The sequence below is a fragment of the Streptomyces sp. NPDC101152 genome, from assembly GCF_044768275.1.
Classification (GTDB): domain Bacteria; phylum Actinomycetota; class Actinomycetes; order Streptomycetales; family Streptomycetaceae; genus Streptomyces.
The window spans coordinates 203,616-223,921 of record NZ_JBIWPO010000007.1 but is presented as its reverse complement, the minus strand read 5'-3'; the positions used below and the strand labels follow the sequence as shown (position 1 = coordinate 223,921).

Genomic DNA, 20,306 nt, shown 5'->3' with positions numbered 1-20,306 from the left:
CCCCCCTGACACGAGCCACTGGGACGTCAGTCGTCATGCAGATCCAAGACCTTCCGTTTCCCGATCCGGGCGTGCCGGACGCACGTTCGGGCCCTCGATTCCTGTGGTGGCTGGGCCGCAACCAGCTGGGCGGGCAGTTCAAGTCGCTCGCCTGGGGGCTGTTGCACTTCGTGGCGGTCTCCGCGCTGCCGTTCTGCGTCGGTTTCGCCGTGCAGGCCGTGGTGGACCGTTCCGGCACCCGACTGGCCCTGACGGGCGGGCTGATGGCCCTGTGCGCGACCTGCATCGCGCTGGGCGACACGTTCCTGCACCGCAGCGCCGTCACCAACTGGATCACGGCCGCCGCCCGCGTCCAGCAACTGCTCGCCCGCAAGGCGGCCGTCCTCGGCTCCGCCCTGACGCGACGGGTCGCGGCCGGCGAGGTCGTGGCCGTGTCCACCGGTGACGTGGAGAAGATCGGCTGGTTCGTCGAGGCCGTGTCCCGGTTCACCGCGGCGGCTGTCACCGTGGTCGTGGTCTGCGTCGCCCTGCTGGTCTACCAGCCGGCGCTGGGCCTCGTCGTCGCCGCGGGTCTGCCGGTGGTGGCGGTGGCCGTGCTGCCGCTGCTGCCCCGGGCCACTCGGCGGGCGGACGTCCAGCGCGAGAAGGCGGGCCGGGCCACCGAACTGGCCTCCGACACCGTCGCGGGGCTGCGCGTGCTGCGCGGCATCGGCGGCGAGGAACTCTTCCTGGACCGCTACCGCCGCGCCTCCCAGGAGGTCCGCCACGCCGCCGTCCGCAGCGCCCGCATGTGGGCCCTGATCGCGACGGTCCAGACCCTGCTGCCGGGCGTGCTGATGATCGTCGTGGTGTGGTACGGCGTCCATCTGGCCCGGCAGGGCCGCATCACCGTCGGCGAACTGGTCACCGTCTACAGCTCGGTGATGGTTCTGAGCTATCCGCTCCAGCACTTCCACGAAATCGCCATGGCCTACTCCTTCTCCCGTCCGTCGGCCAAACGGGCCGCACGCGTGCTGTCCCTCGAGCGGGCCACGGACACCGAGGGCGTGCGGGAGGACGAGGCTCCCCGTGGGGATCTGTACGACCCCGCGACCGGTCTGCATGCCCCGGCCGGCCGCCTCACCGCGGTGGTCTGCGGCGACCCCGACGCAGCGGGCCTGCTCGCCGAACGGCTGGGCGGTCATCCGGCCGAGCAGGGCGCGCCCGTCCTGCTCGGCGGGGTGCCCCTCGACGAGTTGCCGTTGACCACGGCTCGCCAGGCGGTACTGGTCCAGGACAAGGACCCGGTCCTGCTGTCGGGTTCGCTGCGCGAGCTGCTCGACGTGCCCGCGTCGGGTGCCGTGACCGCACGGGAGGCGCTGGCGGCCGCGCAGTGCGGGGACGTGCTGGAGGCGCTCGCGCAGGCGTCGTTGGACGCCGGGGACCCGATGGACACACGGATCACCGAGCGTGGGCGGTCGCTGTCCGGCGGGCAGCGGCAGCGGCTCGCGCTGGCCCGGTCGCTGGTCACCGACCCGGAGGTGCTGGTCCTCGACGAGCCGACGTCGGCCGTGGACTCGCACACCGAGGCGCGGATCGCGGACGGCGTGCGCGGACTGCGAGAGGGGCGCACGACGGTGGTGTTCACCTCCTCGCCCCTGCTCCTGGACCATGCCGACCGGGTCGTGCTGGTGCACGAGGGCGAGGTCGCGGCGGTCGGAGTGCACCGCGACCTGGTGCGCACCGAGCCCCGCTACCGGGCCGTGGTGACGCGGGAGACCGAGGAAGAGGCCGCACTGAGCGGCGTCCTGCAAGAGCTCGAAGAGATCGAGGAGACAGCATGATCGGCGTGGCGCCACCGGCCTACGACCCGGCGGCCCCGACGACGGCGAACACCCTGCCGGTCGGCGCCCCCGCCACCGTACGCGCCTATGTGGCCGAGCTGTTCCGCCGGCACCGCAGTGCCTTCCTGATCCTGATCGGCGTCAACACGGCGTCCGTGGTGGCCTCGCTGGTGGGACCGTGGCTGCTGGGCGACCTCGTCCAGCGGGTGTCGGACGGTGCGCGGGAGCTTCACCTGCCGCTCGTCCTCTCCCTGTTCGCGCTGGGGCTGGTCGTCCAGGCGGTGTTCGTGCGTCAGGTGCGGCTGCGCGGGGCGGTGCTCGGCGAGCGGATGCTGGCCGACCTGCGCGAGGACTTCCTCGTGCGGTCGGTGGGTCTGCCGCCGGGTGTCCTGGAGCGGGCCGGCACCGGCGATCTGCTGTCCCGGATCACGACCGACATCGACCGGCTGGCCAACGCGATGCGGGAGGCCGTGCCGCAGTTGGCGATCGGCGTGGTGTGGGTGCTGCTGCTGCTCGGCGGACTCGTCGTCACGGTGCCGCCGCTGGCGCCCGCGGTGCTGGCCGCCGTGCCGCTGCTGGTGGTCGGCTGCCGCTGGTACTACCGGCGGGCGCCGTCCGCCTACCGTTCCGAGGCCGCGGGGTACGCCGCCGTGGCCGCCGCTCTCGCCGAGACCGTCGACGCCGGGCGTACCGTCGAGGCCCACCGTCTCGGCGACCGCCGGATCGAACTGTCGGACCGCCGGGTGCGGGAGTGGACAGCCTGGGAGCGCTACACGCTGTGGCTGCGCTCCGTGCTCTTCCCCGTCATCAACCTCACCCATGCCACGGTCCTCGCCTCGGTCCTGATGATCGGCGGCGTGTTCGTCCTGAAGGGCTGGATCGGGGTGGGTCAGCTGACGACGGGATCGCTGATCGCGCAGATGCTCGTCGACCCGGTGAACCTGATCCTGCGCTGGTACGACGAGCTGCAGGTGGCCCAGGTGTCGCTGGCGCGGCTGGTCGGCGTGCGGGACATCGAGCCGCAGGCCGGGGACCAGTCGCAGGACCCGCGTGGACGGGACGTGCGGGCGGAGGAGGTGCGCTTCGGTTACCGCGACGGGGTGGACGTGCTGCGCGAGGTCTCCCTCCAGGTCGCCCCGGGCACCCGCCTTGCGCTGGTCGGCCCGTCGGGCGCGGGCAAGTCCACCCTGGGCAGGCTGCTCGCCGGCATCTACCCGCCCCGGGACGGGCGTGTCACCCTCGGCGACGCGGAGCTGTCCCGGATGCCGGCCGAGCGCGTCCGCGCGCACGTGGCCCTGGTCAACCAGGAGCACCACGTCTTCGTGGGCTCCCTGCGCGACAACCTCCTGCTGGCCCGGACGGAAGCGGACGACGCCGAGCTGTGGGCGGCTCTGGGCGCGGTCGACGCCGACGGGTGGGCGCGTGCGCTGGACGGCGGCCTGGACACCGAGGTCGGCTCGGGCGGGCTCACGCTCACCCCGGCGCAGGCCCAGCAGATCGCGCTGGCCAGGCTGGTCCTGGCGGATCCGCACACGCTGGTCCTGGACGAGGCGACTTCGCTGCTTGACCCGCGTGCGGCTCGGCATCTGGAGCGTTCCCTGGCCCGGGTGCTCGACGGCCGCACGGTGGTCGCCATCGCCCACCGGCTGCACACCGCCCACGACGCCGACGTCATCGCCGTCGTCGAGAACGGCCGCATCACCGAGCTGGGCAGTCATGACGAGCTCGTGGCGGCCGAGGGCGCGTACGCGGCGCTGTGGCGGTCCTGGCACGGCTGAGGCAAGGTGCGCGGGCAGTGTGGAGGGCGAGGGCCGCGTTCGCTGCGGTCCCCGGCGCCTCCTCGTCCCGTGCCGTTGCGCGGTGGCGAACGGGGGTGGAAGTCTGGATATCGGCACCGGTTCGGGGAGTGCCCGGGGACCGTGGACGTGTCCCCGGCACAGCCTGTGCTCCGCGCCGCGCGGCGACAATCGACGCGGTGAGGGCCGGTCCCCACCCACCTGGAGGTACCCGTGAACAACGCCGACGGATGGGGAGACGACGTCTACCAGCCCGACGGGGACGATCAGCGGGAGGACACCGGGCTGCTCGACTCCGAGGACACCCTGGAGTACGACGGTGTGACCGACCCCCTGGACCGCGGCTGGTCCCCTCCCGAACGGCCCCTGGCCGTGGAACACCTGGGTGTGACGGCCGCCGAGCGGCGGGCCGGCGAGACCCTGGACCAGCGGCTCGCCGAGGAGGTGCCCGACCTCGCCGCGCCCGACGGCGACGGCCTCGGCGACTGCGACGGCACCGACGGGGAACTCCTGGACAACGAGGTCGGCGCGGCCCGCTCCGGCCGGCTCGTGGCACCCGACGAGGGCGCGCACGAGGACGAGGAGAGCGCGCTGATCGCCACCGACGTGGGCATCGACGGCGCGGCCGCCTCCGCCGAGGAGGCCGCCATGCACATCGTCGACGAGGACGCGCTGTCCGGCTGACCCACCTTCACCGCGCACGGCAAGGAGCAGGCATGCAGCAGGACAAGCACCCCGACTACCACCCCGTCGTCTTCCGCGACCGCGCCGCCGGCTACGCCTTCCTCACCCGGTCCACCGCGAGCAGCGACCAGACCATCGAGTGGGACGACGGCGAGAGCTATCCGGTGGTGGACGTGGAGATCTCCTCGGAGAGCCACCCCTTCTACACCGGCAAGGCGCGGACCGTGGACTCGGAGGGGCGGATCGCCCAGTTCGAGCGGCGCTACGGCTCCGGCGCAGGTCAGGGCGCCTGAGGGGCGTCCGAAAAAAATTGGCGTCAGCCGGTCACATCCGTCCCTCGGGATCCGTCAGTCGGACGAGAGCATCCCGAGATCGACGGAAGGCAACACCATGACCAAGCACTCGCGTCTGTCCAACCCGCTCAAGCTGGTTCCCGAGTTCGGTCCCGTCAACGGAGCGCTGTTCAAGGCCACCGGCAACGGCACCGTCCCGCAGAGCACCATCGGCCTGCTGCAGCTGCGCGCCGGCCAGCTGGTCGGGAACACGTATCTGACGGCCCTGCACACCGGGAACCTGCGGGCGGCGGGCGAGTCCGACGAGCGGATGATGGGCGTGGCCACCTGGAAGGACGCCCCCTACTACACCGACGCCGAGCGGGTGGCCCTCGCCCTGGTCGAGGCGGTGCTCACGCCGAACCCGCACGGCGAGCGCGTCAGTGACGAGCTGTACGCACAGGCCGCCGAGCACTACGAGGAGAGGGCCCTGGCCACCCTGATCATCGCCATCGGCCAGGTCTTCTTCTACATCCCGCTCGCCCTGATCGGCCGGCCGCTGCCCGGTGTGTCCCCGGCCCAGCAGTGGAGGGACTGACGGGGCCCCCGGGGTGGGGCCGTGCTTGTGCGCCCCCACCCCGGCCGGCGGCCGTCTCAGATGTAGTTCAGCGCCGCCGCGCAGCCCACGCCGCCCAGCAGCATGAACACCGGCATCAGCACCTTCAGCTCCACCCAGCTGCCCGCCCGGAACCGCATGAACCTGGGCGGGCCTATGGGGTACCAACGCTTGCGGCCCACCGGTATCGGCCACAGGATCGGGCAACCGGAGACGGTCAGGGCGTCCCCGATGTCGTGCATGATCGCGCCCAGCACGATCGGCAGCCCCAGCCACAGGTACTGCTGGCCCGGCTGCGTGAACAGCCAGTCGGAGCCGTTGCCGGGCTTGTCCAGGATCCCTGCGAGGATCCACGCGCTCGTCGCGGCCAGCAGCCAGACCAGGACATCGCTGCTGGAGCCGCGGGCCGCCCGCCACAGCAGGCCCTCGATGGCCAGCACCATGTGGACGAAGAGGATGGCGAGGACCGCCCAGCGGCCACCCTCGATGGCGGCGGCCGACGTACCCGCCCCGATCAGGACGGCCCACAGCCAGGTGTGGGTGAGCGTGCGGTGGCCGCCGGAGCGACGCGGGTCGCCTTGCTTCTTCGTCGCCTTGTAGACGGCGTAGGAGAGCTTGTCGACGATCTCGCACAGTCCGTGCGAAAGGGGACCGAAGGCCCTGGAGATGGTGGCCGCCTTGTGGTCCAGGTCCGGGGCGAGGGCGGCTCCGGCGCAGATCAGGGCGCCGACCAGGAGGACGGGCCAGGGCATCGGGTGTCCGGCCGCGGCGGCCGCGGCGCCGACGCCGAGCCAGGCCGCGGCGCCCGACAGTGAGTGTGCTGGTCCCATCATGGCCGTTGCCCGCCCCATTCCTCGTGTGCCGCTGTCCAGTTGACCGGGTGCGCTGACGCTCCGTCGGCGACACAGCGTACTGCTCGTGATCTTCGACCTCGCATCCGATTCCCCCATGGAGGAGGACGACAGGCAAGATGGGTGCGTGACACTCATCGATCAGCTGCCTGAGACCGCCGACCCCGACGCCCTGTACGAAGCCTTCGAGTCGTGGGCCCAGGAGCGCGGTCTGACGCTCTACCCCCACCAGGAGGAGGCGCTGATCGAGGTGGTCTCCGGCGCGAACGTGATCGTGTCGACCCCCACCGGCTCCGGCAAGAGCATGATCGCGGCGGGTGCCCACTTCGCCGCGCTCGCTCGGGACGAGGTCACCTTCTACACCGCTCCGATCAAGGCGCTGGTCTCGGAGAAGTTCTTCGAGCTGTGCAAGCTCTTCGGCACCGAGAACGTCGGCATGCTCACCGGCGACGCCTCCGTCAACGCCGACGCCCCCGTCATCTGCTGCACCGCCGAGGTCCTCGCGTCGATCGCGCTGCGCGACGGCAGGCACGCGGACGTCGGCCAGGTCGTCATGGACGAGTTCCACTTCTACGCGGAGGGCGACCGGGGCTGGGCCTGGCAGATCCCCATCCTGGAACTGCCGCAGGCGCAGTTCATCCTGATGTCGGCGACGCTCGGCGACGTGTCCTTCTTCGAGAAGGACCTCACGCGCCGCACCGGCCGCCCCACGTCGGTGGTCCGCTCCGCCACCCGTCCGGTGCCCCTCTCCTACGAGTACCAGCTCACCCCGCTCACCGAGACCCTGACCGACCTGCTGGAGACCAGGCAGGCGCCGGTCTACATCGTGCACTTCACGCAGGCGCAGGCGGTGGAGCGGGCGCAGGCGCTGATGAGCATCAACATGTGCTCGAAGGAGGAGAAGGAGCAGATCGCCGAGCTGATCGGCAACTTCCGCTTCACCACCAAGTTCGGCCGCAACCTCTCCCGTTACGTCCGCCACGGCATCGGGGTGCACCACGCCGGCATGCTGCCCAAGTACCGGCGCCTGGTGGAGAAGCTCGCCCAGGCCGGTCTGCTGAAGGTCATCTGCGGGACCGACACGCTGGGGGTGGGCGTCAACGTGCCCATCCGCACCGTGCTGTTCACGGCGCTGACCAAGTACGACGGCAACCGCGTGCGCACCCTGCGCGCCCGTGAGTTCCACCAGATCGCCGGCCGGGCCGGGCGGGCCGGCTTCGACACGGCGGGCCTGGTCGTCGCGCAGGCGCCCGAGCACGTCATCGAGAACGAGAAGGCGCTCGCCAAGGCGGGCGACGACCCCAAGAAGCGGCGCAAGGTCGTGCGCAAGAAGGCGCCGGAGGGCTTCGTCGGGTGGACGGAGAGCACCTTCGAGAAACTCATCGCCTCCGAGCCGGAGCCGCTGACCTCCCGCTTCCGGGTGACCCACACGATGCTGCTGTCGGTGATCGCCCGCCCGGGCAACGCCTTCGAGGCGATGCGCCACCTGCTGGAGGACAACCACGAGCCGCGCAAGCAGCAGCTCAGGCACATCCGCCGGGCGATCGCCATCTACCGCTCGCTGCTGGACGGCGGCATCGTCGAGAAGCTCGCCGAACCGGACGCCACCGGCCGGATCGTGCGTCTGACGGTCGATCTGCAGCAGGACTTCGCGCTCAACCAGCCGCTGTCCACCTTCGCGCTCGCCGCCTTCGAACTCCTCGACCCGGAGTCGCCGTCCTACGCCCTGGACATGGTGTCCGTCGTCGAGTCCACGCTGGACGACCCCCGGCAGATCCTGGCCGCCCAGATGAACAAGGCGAAGGGCGAGGCCGTGGCGGCGATGAAGGCCGACGGCGTCGAGTACGAGGAGCGCATGGAGCGCCTCCAGGACATCAGCTACCCCAAGCCCCTGGAGGAACTGCTCTTCCACGCGTACGACACGTACCGCAAGAGCCATCCCTGGGTCGGCGACCATCCGCTGTCCCCGAAGTCCGTCATCCGTGACATGTACGAACGCGCCCTGACGTTCACGGAGTTGGTGTCGGTCTACGAACTGGCCCGCACCGAGGGCATCGTGCTGCGCTACCTGGCCAGCGCCTACAAGGCCCTGGACCACAACATCCCCGACGACCTGAAGTCGGAGGACCTGCAGGACCTCATCGAGTGGCTCGGCGAGATGGTCCGCCAGGTCGACTCCAGCCTGCTGGACGAGTGGGAACAGCTCGCCAACCCGGAGGAGATGACCGCCGAGGAGGCGCAGGAGAAGGCCGACGAGGTCAAGCCGGTCACCGCGAACGCGCGCGCCTTCCGGGTCCTGGTCCGCAACGCGATGTTCCGCCGCGTCGAGCTCGCCGCACTCGACCAGGTCGAGGAGCTCGGCGAGATGGACGCCGAGTCCGGCTGGGACGCCGACGCGTGGGGCGAGGCGATGGACAAGTACTGGGACGAGTACGAGGACCTCGGCACCGGGCCCGACGCCCGTGGCCCCAAACTGCTGGTGATCCGGGAGGAGCCGCAGCACGGTCTGTGGCGCGTCCGCCAGATCTTCGACGACCCGAACGACGACCACGACTGGGGCATCAGCGCGGAGATCGACCTCGCGGCCTCCGACGCGGAGGGTCGTGCGGTCGTCCGTGTCACCGACGTCGGCCAGCTGTGAGCCAAGGAGCAACGCACCCATGACGAATCCGGCCGAGAGACTGGTCGACCTGCTCGACCTGGAGCGCATCGAAGTCGACATCTTCCGTGGCCTGAGCCCCCACGAGTCCCTGCAACGGGTCTTCGGCGGGCAGGTCGCGGGCCAGGCGCTGGTCGCCGCCGCCCGCACCACCGACGGCGAACGCCCGGTGCACTCGCTGCACGCGTACTTCCTGCGCCCGGGCCGTCCGGGCGTGCCGATCGTGTACCAGGTCGAGCGGGTGCGCGACGGCAGGTCGTTCACCACCCGCCGGGTCACCGCGGTGCAGCAGGGCCGCACGATCTTCAATCTCACCGCCTCCTTTCACAAGCCCGAGGAAGGTCCCTTCGAGCACCAGTTGTCGCCGGCCCGCAAGGTCCCGGCCCCGGAGTCCCTGCCGACGGTCGCCGAGGAGATCCGGGAGCACCACGGCACCCTGCCGGAGCATCTGGAGCGGATGGCGCGTCGCCAGCCCTTCGACATCCGGTACGTGGACCGGCTGCGCTGGGCCCCGGAGGAGATCAAGGACGCCGAGCCACGCAGCGCCGTGTGGATGCGCGCGGTCGGACCGCTCGGCGACGACCCGGTCGTGCACACCTGCGCCCTGACCTACGCCAGCGACATGACGCTCCTGGACGCCGTGCGCATCCCGGTGCAGCCCCTGTGGGGGCCGCGCAGCTTCGACGTCGCGTCCCTGGATCACGCCATGTGGTTCCACCGGCCCTTCCGCGCGGACGAGTGGTTCCTGTACGACCAGGAGTCGCCGATCATGACCGGCGGCCGGGGCCTGGCCCGCGGGCGGATCTACGACCTGGAGGGCCGGCTGCTGGTGTCCGTGGTCCAGGAAGGGCTGTTCCGGCCGCTGTAGGTCACGTGCTTCTGCGGCGCAGCCAGCCGAGCAGACCATGGTGGCGCCAGGGTTCCTCGGGGCCGGGCCCATTCGGCCGGTCCGCCGCCGGTTGTGCGGGCTGCCGCTGTTCCGGCGCCTGGGCGGGCCTCGGTTTCGGGGCCGGGCGGGGCGCGGGCTGCTCTGCCCGGGCCTCGTTCACGGCGTGCGTCAGGTCGGCACGCAGCCAGCCGATCTCGTCCGGGTCACTCGCCGTCATGAGCCGCTCGGTGAGCTGCGCGGCGGGCGAGCCGGGTGCGCCGTAGGTGAGCGGCCTGGGCAGGAAACGGTTCAAGTGGGCGCGCTCGTACGGGTCCTGGACGGCGTCGGCCACCTCGACGGGGTCGAGGACGGAGGCGACCGCCGCCGCGCGGGCCCATGGGTGGCCGTGGGCCTGCCGGCGCAGGTATCCGACGTACCGTGCCCGCCAGTTGCGCGCCCGCACGTCCAGGCCCTCGTCCAGCAGTTTGCGGTGTCCGGGCGACGTACGGCCGCTCAGCATGTACGCGTTGTCCTCGTCGGCCCCGAACTGCCGTACCTCCTCGGCGAGATAGAGCCAGACCACGGCCCGGTACCGGTTCAGATAGAACTTCACCGGCCGGACCGCGCCGAGCCGGGCCAGCCGCGTGAACCTGCCGGGCGGTACATGGAGGATGTCCGCGGCTTCTCTGGTGCCCACGGTCCTGACGCGTTCGAGCAGCGTCTCGGGGAATCCGTCGGCGGCCCGCAGCCGGTCGATCTCGGTGCGGGCGACCCGCCGGCCGCCTCCGCCCTCGTCGGGCACGGTCCGGATACAGCCGAGGTTGACCGCGAGGTCGAACTCGCCCCTTTTCAGGCCCAGTTCCCGCGCCGCGCGGCTCGGCGTGCAGGACGTGCCGTGTGCTGGCATGACGACGTCGGCCGACATGATCACTCCCCCGTGGAGTAGGTGTACCGCGCAGTCCGCGCGGCCTCGGAAAAAACCGTAGCCGCTTCGGCGGATCGCGTGGCAAGCCTGTGGATAACTCCGCGGGAGTACGGAAACCCGCTGGTCAGGAGTCCGGTGTCGGGAACCGGTCGGGCTGTCGGGCCTCCACGTCGAGGTGTTCGCCGACGCGGTTGACGAGCAGGGTCATCTCGTAGGCGATCTGCCCGATGTCGGCCTCCGCGGCGCTGAGGACGCACAGACAGCTGCCGGTCCCGGCGGCGGTGACGAACAGCACCGCGTCGTCGAACTCGACCATCGTCTGGCGTACTCTGCCGGCGCCGAAGTGGCGTCCCGAGCCCTTGGCCAGGCTGTGCAGCCCGGACGAGACGGCGGCGAGGTGCTCGGCGTCCTCGCGCCTGAGTCCCGTGCTCGCGCCCGTCACCAGCCCGTCGTTGGACAGGACCAGCGCGTGCCGTACGTGTTCGACGCGCTCGGTCAGATCGTCCAGCAGCCAGCCGAGTGTCTGGTTCTGCGCCATGTCTCAGATCTCCCCGTGTGACGACTCCCCCTGGCCGGAGGATCTCCCCCGCCACCCTTCCCCACCATCACGCCCGCGGGCAAGGAGGATAGGGGCATGGCACAGAAGATGACCGATGAGGAATGGCGGGCGTTCGTCTCGCAGGGCACCCGCACCGCCAAACTGTCGACCGTGCGCGCCGACGGAAGCCCGCACGTGACGCCGATCTGGTTCGTGCTGGACGGCGACGACGTGGTGTTCAACACCGGCAAGACCAGCGTGAAGGGGCGGAACCTGGCCCGCGACGGGCGGGCCGCCCTGTGCGTGGACGACGACCGGCCACCGTACGACTTCGTGGTGCTGCAGGGGCGCGCCCGGATCTCGGAGGACCTCGAGGAGGTGCGGTACTGGGCCACCCGCATCGGAGCGCGGTACATGGGCGAGGAGCGGGCCGAGGAGTTCGGGGCCCGCAACGGCGTGCCGGGCGAACTGCTCGTGCGGGTCGCGATCGACAAGGTCCTGGCCGAGAAGGCGGTCGCGGACTGAGGCCACGTCAGCCCACCGAGTCGAGCAGCCGGGCGGTGTGCATCCGCCCGGCGTACTCGACGAGCCGGATCAGCACCTCCTTGCCGGAGTCGCGGTCACGGGCGTCGCACAGCACGACCGGTGTCCCCTTGTCGAGGTCGAGAGCGCGCGAGACGTCCGGGACCCCGTAACGACGGGAGCCGGAGAAGCAGTTGACGGCCACCACGAACGGGATCCGCCGGTGCTCGAAGTAGTCCACGGCGGGGAAGCAGTCCTCGAGCCGCCGGGTGTCGGCGAGGACCACGGCACCGAGGGCGCCCTGGGACAGTTCGTCCCACAGGAACCAGAAGCGGTCCTGTCCGGGCGTGCCGAAGAGGTAGAGCGACAGGCCGGAGCGGATGGTGATGCGGCCGAAGTCCATGGCCACGGTGGTCGTGACCTTCTGGTCCACGCCGTCCGTGTCGTCCACCCACTGGCCTGCCTCGCTGAGCAGTTCCTCCGTGCGCAGCGGCCTGATCTCACTGACCGCGCCCACCAGGGTGGTCTTGCCCACGCCGAAGCCGCCGGCGACAAGTATCTTCAACGCCAGCGCGGCCGTCTCGCCGTCCTGGGCGTCGGAGTGCTCGGAGACCATGGATCACTTCTCTCGGGAGTGCCGGCGACGGTCGACGTCGGTCGACATCAGCATCATGACAACTGCGTCCCTTCTCGGGGGGATCGGACCGCTTTTCGCCCGATGCGACCGTGTGGTACCTGTTCGGTGTCCATGCGGGTGCACAAGTCGGGACCGGATGTGCGCGGGTCGTGGTGAACGTTCATCTACAGCGCCCGCAGCCCCTCGATCACCTCGCGCAGAATCCGTTCGTCAGGGAGCTGCGCGGGCGGCACCGGACGGCTGACGGTGACGCACCCCAGTTCCAGCAGGTCGCCCAGGAGCACCCGGACCACGCCGACGGGCAGGTCGGCGCCCGCCGCCAGTTCGGCGACGGACTGGGTCTCGGTGCGGCACAGGTTGATCAGGGCCCGGTGTTCCGGCCCGAGCGCGGTGGCGTCGTCGAAGCCGGGCGCGCCGGCGTCCAGGGTGACGAGGGCGATCAGGTCGAAGCGGACCCCGGTGGGACCGGGCCTGGTGCGCCCGCCCGTCATGGCGTACGGGCGCACGAGGGGCCCGGCCTCGCCGTCGTACCACTGGCTGCCCGGCCGGGGCGGGGCGCCGGTCCTGTCCTCGGTCATGTGCGCGGACCGCCCTCTCGCCTCAGCCGGCCGCGGGAGGCCGCGCGGCGACGCGCGGCGCCGTGTAGAGGTGCTCGCCGACGCGTTTGACCAGGCGGGCCATCTCGTACGCCACCAGTCCGATGTCGGCGGTCACGGCGGTGAGCACGGCGAGGCACGAGCCGTCGCCTGCGGCGGCGACGAACAGGAAGCCGTCGTCCATCTCCACCATGGTCTGACGCACCCCGCCGGCGCCGAAGTGGCGGCCGGCCCCCTTGGCCAGGCTGTGGAAACCGGAGGCGACCGCGGCGAGGTGTTCGGCGTCCTCGCGGCGCAGATCGCTGGACGCGCCCACGGCGAGTCCGTCGTTGGAGAGCACGACCGCGTGCCGGACCTCGGTCACACGCAGCACCAGGTCGTCCAGCAGCCAGTCGAGTTCACCGGACCTCCTCCACTCCCGGTTCCGCTCGAGCGGGGGGACCCCCATGTCGGCCCTCGTGCTCGGGTCCTGGATCATGCGCGATCTCCTTCGCTGCTGTCGCTGCGCGCTGTGGAATCGGGTGTGGCACCGCGGCCGGGTCGCCTGCCGCCACCGCGCGCCCAGCCGTCGCGGTAGGCCGCCATGCGGTCCCGCACGATCTCGGGGGTGCGCTGGTCGTCACGGACGGCGGAGGCCTGCGGGGCGGGTTCGCCGATCCGCTGCTCACGCAGTTGGGGGGCGAGACTGGCCTGACGTACCCGGCGGGGCAGGTCGTCGGAGTCCTCGCTGTCGTCCTCGGGGCGGTGCAGGCGCAAGGTGGTGACTCCGGGGGGTGGGGTTTCGGACGCCGTCTCCACCCCGGCCGGTGCCGGGGCCGCGAGGGCGGGCCGCTCGGCGAGGGCCGGCACGGACTCCTGGGCCTGCGCTGCGCCCGGCACGCGCGCGTACTCGCGTTCCGTCGGCCGCTCGGTGTCGGCGGCCCGGCGGGGGGAACGTTCCGCCGCTCCGCCGTGCAGGAGTGCGGTGGGCAGCAGGACGACCGCGGTGGTGCCGCCGTAGGGGGAGGTGCGCAGGTGCACCCTGATGCCGTGGCGGGCCGCGAGCCTGCTGACCACGAAGAGGCCGAGCCGGTCGCTGTCGAAGAGGTCGAGCGCCTCGGACTGCTCGATGCGTCGGTTGGCCTCGGCGAGGGTCTCGCTGCCCATGCCCAGGCCGCGGTCCTCGACCTCGACGGCGTAGCCGTTGCCGACCGGCTCGCCGGTGATGCGCACGCGCGTGTGGGGCGGCGAGAACTGGGCGGCGTTCTCGACCAGTTCGGCCAGCAGGTGCGTGAGGTCGGCGACCGCCGCGCCGACGACGGCCGCCTCGGGGAGCTGTCGTACCTCCACGCGCGCGTAGTCCTCGACCTCGGAGACGGCCGCGCGCACGACGTTGGTCAGGGAGACCGGCATGCGCCAGGCGCGGCCGGGTGCCGCCCCGGAGAGGATGATCAGGCTCTCGGCGTGCCGGCGCATGCGGGTGGTGAGGTGGTCGAGGCGGAAGAGGTCGCTCAGTTCGTTCGGGTCGTCGGAGCGGCGCTCCATGCTGTCGAGGAGGCTCAGCTGGCGGTGGACGAGGACCTGGCTGCGGCGGGCCAGGTTGACGAACACCCCGGAGATGCCGCTGGCGAGTTCGGCGCGCTCGATCGCGGCCCGCAGGGCGGCCCGGTGCACGGTGGTGAGGGCTTCGGCGACCTGGCCGGCCTCGTCCTCGGCGGGCGGTCCGGGCGGGGCCTCGGCCTGGATGTCGATCTCCTCGCCGGCGCGCAGCCTGCGCATGGCCTCGGGCAGGCTGCGGCGGGCGATCTCCAGGGCGCTGTTGCGCAGACCGACCAGTTCGACGACGAGGCCGCGGCCGATGCGCACGGAGATGACCAGCGAGGCGGCCACGGCGGCGAGGCCCAGGAGCACGGCGGCGCCCGCAGAGGTGAGCAGTCCGCGGGTGAACGGGTCGGCCCGGTCGGCGACCCCGCGTCCGGCGTTCGCCTCAATGGTCCGCATGCCGTCCTGCACGCGTGCGTGGGCGTCGGTCCAGATGCCCCGCGGTGCCGTCGCCGCCAGCGGGCCCGGGGTGCCGTCGACGACGCGGTCCTCCGCGGTGCCCAGGGCCGCGTAGGCGCCCGTGCCGGCGAGGGCCTGCCAGGCGCCTCGCTCGGTGCCGCTCAGGTCGGCGACAGCGGCCTCGGTGAAGGTGCGACGGGTGTTGACGGCGCCGGTGAACAGCCGCAGTCGTACGCCGCCCAGGGCGCCGGTGGTGTGCGCGCCGGCCAGCACGGCGTCCTCCTGGGCCAGCGCCTCTCCCGCGCGGGAGAACTCGAGCAGCACGCGCGCGTCGGAGCCGAGGTCGGCGTCCTGGATACCGGTCAGGGCGCCGCCCACCGCGAAGGCGGTGGCGATGGTCTTCGTGTACTGCCGGTACGTCTCGGCCCAGCCGGTGTGACGGTCGGTCACCGCGGTGCGCACGGCACGCAGTTGCCCGGCGCCGGTGACGAAGGCCTTCAGCCGCTCGGCCACTCCGGCGGGCAGTTCCGAGCCGTCGGCGACGGTGTCGTGGTCGCCGAGCCGCAGGGCGGCCACGGCCCGGTCGGTGCGGTCCGCGAGCGTCTTGTAGTCGCCGTTCTGCCCGGCCGAGGGGTCGGTGGCGTAGCGCACCGCCGCCGTGCGCTCGTCCTGGAGTGCGGCGACGGCCGTGGCGACGGGGGTGCGGATCTCGGAATCGACGCGCTGCAACTGCCGCAGCCTGGAGACGTCCTGGGCGGTGGTGACGGTGGCGTAGGCCCACAGGGCGAGCAACGAGACGACCGGCACCATCAGCAGACAGACGATCTTGGCCCGGACGGTGCGCGGCCGTATTCGCCAGCGCGCCGGGCGGGCGGGAGAGTCCTCGGGCACCGTGCCGGGGAGCTCGTGCGGGCTCTCGTCGGCCGGTGGTCCCGCATGGGCACGCCGGCCGCGCGCGTGCGGCGAGGGCGGCGCCTCGGCGCCGGTGGTGGGGCTCCTACGGGGTGTACGCATGGACTCCTCGCTCAGGAGTGGTTCGGGGCGTGCCGTCGGCGCCGGATCCGCCGTCAGCCGGGGACGTTCTCGACCGGCCGCTGGGCGGAGGCGGACGCCTCGCGCTCCCCGGTGGTCGGTGACAGCGCGACGAACGCGGAGGTCAGGAACAGGTAGGACCCGAGGCCGACGGCGAGGGGGAAGATGAACTGCATCGCCGTGGCCCCGGGCAGTGGCCGGCCCGACGGGGTGACCTGGACGCTCACCGCGAACATCCCGGTGTAGTGCATGCTGCTCACGGCGGCACCCATGATCAGGGAGGCGACGGTGACGGCGACGGGCGACTTGATGTTGAGTCCGGCCCACAGGGCGGCGGTCGCCGCGACGACGGCGATCAGTACGGAGAGTCCGACGAGGGCCGGGTCGTAGCTGACGTGGCCGTGCAGCCGTACCGCCATCATGCCCAGGTAGTGCATGCTCGCGACGCCGATCCCGGTGGTCAGTCCGCCGAGGAACAGCGCCCGGTTGCGGTCCTTGCTGTAGCCGACGGCGAAGACGCCGGCACAGACGACGAGCACGGCGACGAGCAGGCTCGCGATGGTGAGCGGCACGTCGTAGCGGATGTCGGTGCCGCTCACGCTGAAGCCGAGCATGGCCACGAAGTGCATGGTCCAGATGCCGGTGCCGATCGCGGAGGCCGCGGTGATCAGCCAGTTGCGGCGCGAGCGGCCGGTGGCGCCGAGCGCGCGGACGGTGCAGCGCAGACCGAGCGCCGCGCCGATGCAGGCCATCACGTACGACAGCACGGGGGTCAGCCAGCCGAAGGTGGCGTGGTCCAGGTGTCCCATGGCCCCGGGACGGTAGTCGGGGCACGTGCGCACAAAGGGGGCGCATTTCGAAAGGTGCTGGAATATGACCCACAGAGGTACCTGAACGATCGGGTCACGCTCGAACGTGTGCGCAGCGGCGTCATCCTTGTCGGTGAGGGATCATGCGGAACATGAGCGACGACCACACGCATGTCCAGGAGTTCTTCGGCCCGCGCGCCGCGGGCTGGGACAGCCGGTTTCCCGACGACGCTCCCGCCTACGCGGCCGCGGTCGCCGAACTCGGCCTGCGCGAGGGCGACCGCGTGCTCGACGCGGGCTGCGGCACCGGACGGGCCCTGCCGCCGCTGCGTGCCGCCGTGGGGGCCGCGGGAGTGGTCGTCGGGGCCGACCTGACCCCGGAGATGCTGCAGGCCGCCGTTCGGGCCGGCAGGGACCGTGACGGGCGGTTGCTGCTCGCCGACGTGGCCGCACTGCCGCTGCGGTCGCGGTCGCTGGACGCCGTGTTCGCCGCCGGGCTGATCGCGCACCTGCCCGATCCCGCCGGGAATCTGCGGGAGTTGGCCCGAGTGGTGCGTCCCGGCGGCGCTCTCGCCCTGTTCCACCCCATCGGCCGGGAGGCGCTCGCCACCCGTCAGGGCCGCCGGCTCACCCCGGACGACCTGCGCGCACAGCCCAATCTCCGTCCGTTGCTGGCCGGTTCGGGCTGGCGGCTGACCGCGTACGTCGACGAGGACAGCCGCTTCCTCGCCCTGGCCGTGCGCGAGACCTGATGTCGACCGACGACGGGGAGATGCGCGCCCGCCCCTCCGTCCCCCTTCTGCCGTGGCGGCTCCAACTCTACGTTGAGAAGCAGGAGATGAACGGTCAGCCAGGGCTACACGCAGGGGGAAGGCGGTCAGCATGTTGGGCAGGGTGCGCAAGTCCTGTGCCAGATTCCTCACCGCGGTGCGGTCGGAGATGAACGACGGCCGGAGCAAACGTACACACAATCTTTTCGAGGCCGCGGCCGCCTATGTCTCGGCCTGCGCGGAGGACGACCAGGACCGCATCGAAGAGGCGGCGGGCTGGGTGTCGCCGGAAGCCCTGTCCTTCGGGGTCAACGAGCTGGCGTGCAGGGCCGTCATCGCGCGCGCGCGCGCGCGCGACCAGTCACCGCGGGTGGTGGCGCGTACGCTGCTGGGGCTTCCGGCGGCCTGACACACCGGGCGAGGTGTGGTCGATTCGCCCCGTCCAGTCGGAAAACAGCAGCTCCGGGTGCGCTTGCGTGTCGTGACAAGGGGGTTGTGCGCGCACTAGGGTGCGCGCCGTTGGACGAACCGATGGGGAGGCTGGGATGGCCGGGACGGACGAGGACGCCGTCGCCGCCGCGGACGAGGCGCTCTATGTGCTCACGGCGGTACTGCTGACGCCGGCGAAGTTTCCGAGCGTGCTGGGCGACGACTATCCGGAGGCCTGCGCGGCGCTCGGCCTCGCGCCGCTCGCCGACGGATACGGCCTGGTCATCGGCCAGGACGGGGACGGCGCCCGGTGGACGGTCGTCGTCGACGACGTCTCCCTGGTCGCCGTCGCCATCGCGTCCTGGGACTGCGGCATGGAGTACGACCTCTCACCCGCCGAGCACTCGGTGGTGGCCGCCCTGCCGGGTTGGCCACTGGCGGTCGCCGTCGCGGCTCCCGGCGTGCCCGCTCCGCACGATCCCGGCCCCGAGGTCGCCGACCGCGCTCCGCTGTCACCGCCGGACACGACGACGTGGGGCCCGGCCCAGCGGCGTCTGGGCGCGGACGAGATCGCGCTGCAGTGGGCGCTGTGGCGGGAGCAGATCGACGACGCCCACTTCTCCAGCCCGGACGCGGCTGCCGTCGCTTCCGAGGGAGCGGACGAGGCCGGGAAAGACGATCAGGTTAACCGGGAGGCGAACGACAAGGAGAACGGCAAGGGCCACCGCGGGATCCGGCGGGTGCTCGCCGAGGCGCGCGCGTACGTGGAGTCGCCGCCACCGCTGGGCCGCGTACGGTCGTCGTTCGCGTCGGGCGAAGCCCGGACCCTGCGTGCGGACGGCCCAGGGTGGTCCCTCGTGGCCAGGACGGACGACATAGCGTTCGTCCTGCTGGACGCGGAGCCCGGCGAGGTGCTGCCGGTCGGCCGGGGGCCGGAGCTGCCGGGACTCCTCGAGGCGCTCGACAAGATGGCCGTACGCCCCAGCTGAGCGCACGCCTCGATGCGTCCTCCTGCCGTTCGCCCGGGGCGCCCCGCCCTGTCGGGACGCCCAGGCTCGCCTTTTGCCCGGAGACCATGCGTCCTCAGCGACCGATCTCCTTGCGGGTGACGCGGCGCAGCCTGCGCCGCTGCGAGGGGTCCAGTGTGAGGTATGCGGCGGCCGGGACTCCCAGGACTATCAGGAGCGATACCCACCAGGGCAGCCAGAACAGCAGGACGATCCCGACCGCCACACCCCCCACGGCGATCTTGGCGTTCTTCGACATGTGCGTCGCCTCCTTCGCGGCCACTGCCGCTCTCTGTCCTGAAAACGGGCCCGCGCTTCCCGCGGTTCCGGATCGCGACCCTGAGACGTCCCTGAGTCACGACCCCGAGTCGTCCCCGAGAGCCCTCCTGGTCACCGTGTCCTGAGGGGCTCTCCGACCTCGTGCAGATGGCGCAGCGCCTGTCGGTAGGAGTCGACGAGCCCGGTCTCCGCATAGGGGATACCCAACTCCGCGCAGCGTGCCCGCACCAGGGGCCGGGCGAGCCGCAGATGGGGACGGGCCATGCTGGGGAAGAGGTGATGTTCGATCTGGTAGTTGAGGCCGCCGAGGAACCAGTCGATCAGGACGCCGCCGCGGACGTTGCGGGAGGTCAGCACCTGTCGGCGCAGATGCCCCCAGCGCTCCCCGTTCGGGTCGGGCATCTCCATCCCCTTGTGGTTGGGGGCGAAGGCCATCCCCAGGTGCAGGCCGAACAATGCCTGGTGGAGGGCCGCGAAGGCCAGCGCCTTTCCCGGGGACAGTGCGGTCAGGAGCAGGATGGAGTACGCGATGACGTGCACCGCGAGAAGGACGCCCTCCACGGCACGCTCCCTGGCGGGCTGCCGGCGCAGGTACCGGAAGCCGTGGACCTTGAGGGCGACGCCTTCGAGGAGGGTCAGCGGGAAGAAGAGCCAGGACTGGTTGCGGGTCAGCCACCGCCGGAAGCCGGAGCGTTCCGCGGCCTGTTCGCCGGTGAAGACCAGGACGTCGGCGACCACGTCCGGGTCCTTGTCGATGTGGTTGGGGTTGGCGTGGTGGCGGTTGTGCTTGTCGTTCCACCAGGCGTAGCTCATGCCCAGCAGCAGGTTGCCGTGGACCAGGCCGATCACGCGGGCCGTCCTCCTGGCACCGGTGATCTGGAGGTGACCGGCGTCGTGGCCTATGAACGCCGTGCGGGCGCAGAACAGAGCGAGCACGGGAGCCAGCAGCAGCGACCACCAGGTGTCGCCCGCGAGGGCCACTGCCGCGACGAGGCCGGCCAGTGCGAGCGCGTTGGTGGTGATGGCCCGTGCGTACCAGCCGTGGCGCCGGTCCAGGAGTCCCCGGCCCCGGACCGTGCGCAGGAGTGGAGCGAACTCGCTCCCGGGAGCGGGCGCGTCACGCGCTTCCCGCCGTGGTTCGGCGACGGCCGTGATGGGCTCGGGCATGTCCGGTCTCCGGCTCTCGTGGGCAACGGGCTGACCTGAGGAAACG

General features: G+C 71.8%; 21 protein-coding genes. 11 read left to right on the top strand and 10 right to left on the bottom strand.

Going from position 1 to position 20,306, the window contains the following annotated elements:
- Positions 1–35 precede the first annotated feature (35 nt).
- The 5 genes from ACIRVK_RS12515 to ACIRVK_RS12495 all read left to right on the top strand — a co-directional run bounded on the left by ACIRVK_RS12515 (position 36) and on the right by ACIRVK_RS12495 (position 5,173).
- Positions 36–1,823 (top strand): ABC transporter ATP-binding protein, encoded by a 1,788-nt coding sequence (locus tag ACIRVK_RS12515; RefSeq protein WP_404245999.1) that lies wholly within the window; start codon positions 36–38, stop codon positions 1,821–1,823.
- Entirely contained in the window at positions 1,820–3,601 is a 1,782-nt protein-coding gene (locus ACIRVK_RS12510) for an ABC transporter ATP-binding protein (RefSeq protein WP_404245997.1), read from the top strand. The genes ACIRVK_RS12515 and ACIRVK_RS12510 overlap by 4 nt, the downstream gene beginning before the upstream one ends.
- Positions 3,602–3,832: 231 nt before the next feature.
- Positions 3,833–4,303 carry a DUF5709 domain-containing protein gene (locus ACIRVK_RS12505; protein WP_404245995.1) on the top strand — a complete coding sequence of 157 codons (471 nt, stop codon included), beginning with the start codon at positions 3,833–3,835 and terminating at the stop codon, positions 4,301–4,303.
- Positions 4,304–4,335: 32 nt separating this feature from the next.
- Positions 4,336–4,596, top strand: coding sequence for a type B 50S ribosomal protein L31 (locus tag ACIRVK_RS12500; RefSeq protein ID WP_404245993.1), 261 nt, complete (start codon positions 4,336–4,338; stop codon positions 4,594–4,596).
- 97 nt (positions 4,597–4,693) lie between these two features.
- Positions 4,694–5,173, top strand: a complete 480-nt coding sequence (locus tag ACIRVK_RS12495; RefSeq protein WP_404245991.1) for a carboxymuconolactone decarboxylase family protein — start codon at positions 4,694–4,696, stop codon at positions 5,171–5,173.
- A 56-nt stretch (positions 5,174–5,229) separates the two neighbouring features.
- Here ACIRVK_RS12495 and ACIRVK_RS12490 read toward each other — a convergent pair whose 3' ends face one another.
- Positions 5,230–6,024 (bottom strand): metal-dependent hydrolase, encoded by a 795-nt coding sequence (locus ACIRVK_RS12490; protein ID WP_404245989.1) that lies wholly within the window; start codon positions 6,022–6,024, stop codon positions 5,230–5,232.
- A gap of 145 nt (positions 6,025–6,169) precedes the next feature.
- On the opposite strand from ACIRVK_RS12490, the gene ACIRVK_RS12485 reads away from it, so the two are divergent.
- On the top strand, positions 6,170–8,683 hold the full coding sequence (locus ACIRVK_RS12485; protein ID WP_404245987.1) for a DEAD/DEAH box helicase: 2,514 nt from the start codon (positions 6,170–6,172) through the stop codon (positions 8,681–8,683).
- A 19-nt stretch (positions 8,684–8,702) separates the two neighbouring features.
- A complete protein-coding gene (locus ACIRVK_RS12480) occupies positions 8,703–9,569 on the top strand; it encodes an acyl-CoA thioesterase (protein ID WP_404245985.1) in 867 nt (288 codons plus the stop codon).
- 1 nt (position 9,570) lies between these two features.
- On the opposite strand, the gene ACIRVK_RS12475 is transcribed toward ACIRVK_RS12480, so the two are convergent.
- Together ACIRVK_RS12475 and ACIRVK_RS12470 are read right to left on the bottom strand one after the other, a co-directional pair.
- Positions 9,571–10,494 (bottom strand): DUF6397 family protein, encoded by a 924-nt coding sequence (locus ACIRVK_RS12475; protein WP_404245983.1) that lies wholly within the window; start codon positions 10,492–10,494, stop codon positions 9,571–9,573.
- Between the two features lie 124 nt (positions 10,495–10,618).
- Entirely contained in the window at positions 10,619–11,032 is a 414-nt protein-coding gene (locus ACIRVK_RS12470) for a roadblock/LC7 domain-containing protein (RefSeq protein WP_404245981.1), read from the bottom strand.
- A 96-nt stretch (positions 11,033–11,128) separates the two neighbouring features.
- Between ACIRVK_RS12470 and ACIRVK_RS12465 the strand changes: the two genes are divergently transcribed.
- Positions 11,129–11,557, top strand: a complete 429-nt coding sequence (locus ACIRVK_RS12465) for a PPOX class F420-dependent oxidoreductase (protein ID WP_404245979.1) — start codon at positions 11,129–11,131, stop codon at positions 11,555–11,557.
- Positions 11,558–11,564: 7 nt separating this feature from the next.
- Here ACIRVK_RS12465 and ACIRVK_RS12460 read toward each other — a convergent pair whose 3' ends face one another.
- The 5 genes from ACIRVK_RS12460 to ACIRVK_RS12440 form a co-directional block, all read right to left on the bottom strand.
- Positions 11,565–12,170: a GTP-binding protein gene (locus tag ACIRVK_RS12460; RefSeq protein WP_404245977.1), complete on the bottom strand. Its 606-nt coding sequence runs from the start codon at positions 12,168–12,170 to the stop codon at positions 11,565–11,567.
- 185 nt (positions 12,171–12,355) lie between these two features.
- Entirely contained in the window at positions 12,356–12,769 is a 414-nt protein-coding gene (locus ACIRVK_RS12455; protein ID WP_404245975.1) for a DUF742 domain-containing protein, read from the bottom strand.
- Between the two features lie 22 nt (positions 12,770–12,791).
- Positions 12,792–13,265: a roadblock/LC7 domain-containing protein gene (locus ACIRVK_RS12450; protein ID WP_404245973.1), complete on the bottom strand. Its 474-nt coding sequence runs from the start codon at positions 13,263–13,265 to the stop codon at positions 12,792–12,794.
- Positions 13,262–15,781, bottom strand: a complete 2,520-nt coding sequence (locus tag ACIRVK_RS12445; protein ID WP_404245972.1) for a nitrate- and nitrite sensing domain-containing protein — start codon at positions 15,779–15,781, stop codon at positions 13,262–13,264. The genes ACIRVK_RS12450 and ACIRVK_RS12445 overlap by 4 nt, the downstream gene beginning before the upstream one ends.
- Before the next feature lie 53 nt (positions 15,782–15,834).
- A complete protein-coding gene (locus ACIRVK_RS12440; RefSeq protein ID WP_404245970.1) occupies positions 15,835–16,608 on the bottom strand; it encodes an MHYT domain-containing protein in 774 nt (257 codons plus the stop codon).
- A 152-nt stretch (positions 16,609–16,760) separates the two neighbouring features.
- Here ACIRVK_RS12440 and ACIRVK_RS12435 point away from each other — a divergent pair, with 152 nt between their 5' ends.
- The 3 genes from ACIRVK_RS12435 (at position 16,761) to ACIRVK_RS12425 (ending at position 18,796) form a co-directional block, all read left to right on the top strand.
- Positions 16,761–17,360: a class I SAM-dependent methyltransferase gene (locus ACIRVK_RS12435; RefSeq protein ID WP_404245968.1), complete on the top strand. Its 600-nt coding sequence runs from the start codon at positions 16,761–16,763 to the stop codon at positions 17,358–17,360.
- A gap of 130 nt (positions 17,361–17,490) precedes the next feature.
- A complete protein-coding gene (locus ACIRVK_RS12430) occupies positions 17,491–17,787 on the top strand; it encodes a hypothetical protein (RefSeq protein ID WP_404245966.1) in 297 nt (98 codons plus the stop codon).
- A gap of 136 nt (positions 17,788–17,923) precedes the next feature.
- Positions 17,924–18,796: a hypothetical protein gene (locus ACIRVK_RS12425; RefSeq protein ID WP_404245964.1), complete on the top strand. Its 873-nt coding sequence runs from the start codon at positions 17,924–17,926 to the stop codon at positions 18,794–18,796.
- Positions 18,797–18,890: 94 nt separating this feature from the next.
- Here the strand turns inward: ACIRVK_RS12425 and ACIRVK_RS12420 are convergent, their stop codons facing one another.
- Positions 18,891–19,073, bottom strand: coding sequence for a hypothetical protein (locus tag ACIRVK_RS12420; RefSeq protein ID WP_404245962.1), 183 nt, complete (start codon positions 19,071–19,073; stop codon positions 18,891–18,893).
- A gap of 131 nt (positions 19,074–19,204) precedes the next feature.
- The gene (locus tag ACIRVK_RS12415) at positions 19,205–20,260 is read right to left on the bottom strand and encodes an acyl-CoA desaturase (protein ID WP_404245960.1); all 1,056 of its coding nucleotides are present in this window, start codon (positions 20,258–20,260) and stop codon (positions 19,205–19,207) included.
- Positions 20,261–20,306: the final 46 nt, after the last annotated feature.

Coding starts and splice junctions, on each gene's coding strand:
- ACIRVK_RS12415 (WP_404245960.1), bottom strand. CDS start 20,260: ATGCCCGAGCCCATCACGGCCGTCGCCGAACCACGGCGGGAAGCGCGT.
- ACIRVK_RS12510 (WP_404245997.1), top strand. CDS start 1,820: ATGATCGGCGTGGCGCCACCGGCCTACGACCCGGCGGCCCCGACGACG.
- ACIRVK_RS12470 (WP_404245981.1), bottom strand. CDS start 11,032: ATGGCGCAGAACCAGACACTCGGCTGGCTGCTGGACGATCTGACCGAG.
- ACIRVK_RS12425 (WP_404245964.1), top strand. CDS start 17,924: ATGGCCGGGACGGACGAGGACGCCGTCGCCGCCGCGGACGAGGCGCTC.
- ACIRVK_RS12430 (WP_404245966.1), top strand. CDS start 17,491: ATGTTGGGCAGGGTGCGCAAGTCCTGTGCCAGATTCCTCACCGCGGTG.
- ACIRVK_RS12490 (WP_404245989.1), bottom strand. CDS start 6,024: ATGATGGGACCAGCACACTCACTGTCGGGCGCCGCGGCCTGGCTCGGC.
- ACIRVK_RS12465 (WP_404245979.1), top strand. CDS start 11,129: ATGGCACAGAAGATGACCGATGAGGAATGGCGGGCGTTCGTCTCGCAG.
- ACIRVK_RS12500 (WP_404245993.1), top strand. CDS start 4,336: ATGCAGCAGGACAAGCACCCCGACTACCACCCCGTCGTCTTCCGCGAC.
- ACIRVK_RS12495 (WP_404245991.1), top strand. CDS start 4,694: ATGACCAAGCACTCGCGTCTGTCCAACCCGCTCAAGCTGGTTCCCGAG.
- ACIRVK_RS12445 (WP_404245972.1), bottom strand. CDS start 15,781: ATGCGTACACCCCGTAGGAGCCCCACCACCGGCGCCGAGGCGCCGCCC.
- ACIRVK_RS12450 (WP_404245973.1), bottom strand. CDS start 13,265: ATGATCCAGGACCCGAGCACGAGGGCCGACATGGGGGTCCCCCCGCTC.
- ACIRVK_RS12475 (WP_404245983.1), bottom strand. CDS start 10,494: ATGTCGGCCGACGTCGTCATGCCAGCACACGGCACGTCCTGCACGCCG.
- ACIRVK_RS12420 (WP_404245962.1), bottom strand. CDS start 19,073: ATGTCGAAGAACGCCAAGATCGCCGTGGGGGGTGTGGCGGTCGGGATC.
- ACIRVK_RS12460 (WP_404245977.1), bottom strand. CDS start 12,170: ATGGTCTCCGAGCACTCCGACGCCCAGGACGGCGAGACGGCCGCGCTG.
- ACIRVK_RS12440 (WP_404245970.1), bottom strand. CDS start 16,608: ATGGGACACCTGGACCACGCCACCTTCGGCTGGCTGACCCCCGTGCTG.
- ACIRVK_RS12480 (WP_404245985.1), top strand. CDS start 8,703: ATGACGAATCCGGCCGAGAGACTGGTCGACCTGCTCGACCTGGAGCGC.
- ACIRVK_RS12515 (WP_404245999.1), top strand. CDS start 36: ATGCAGATCCAAGACCTTCCGTTTCCCGATCCGGGCGTGCCGGACGCA.
- ACIRVK_RS12435 (WP_404245968.1), top strand. CDS start 16,761: ATGAGCGACGACCACACGCATGTCCAGGAGTTCTTCGGCCCGCGCGCC.
- ACIRVK_RS12455 (WP_404245975.1), bottom strand. CDS start 12,769: ATGACCGAGGACAGGACCGGCGCCCCGCCCCGGCCGGGCAGCCAGTGG.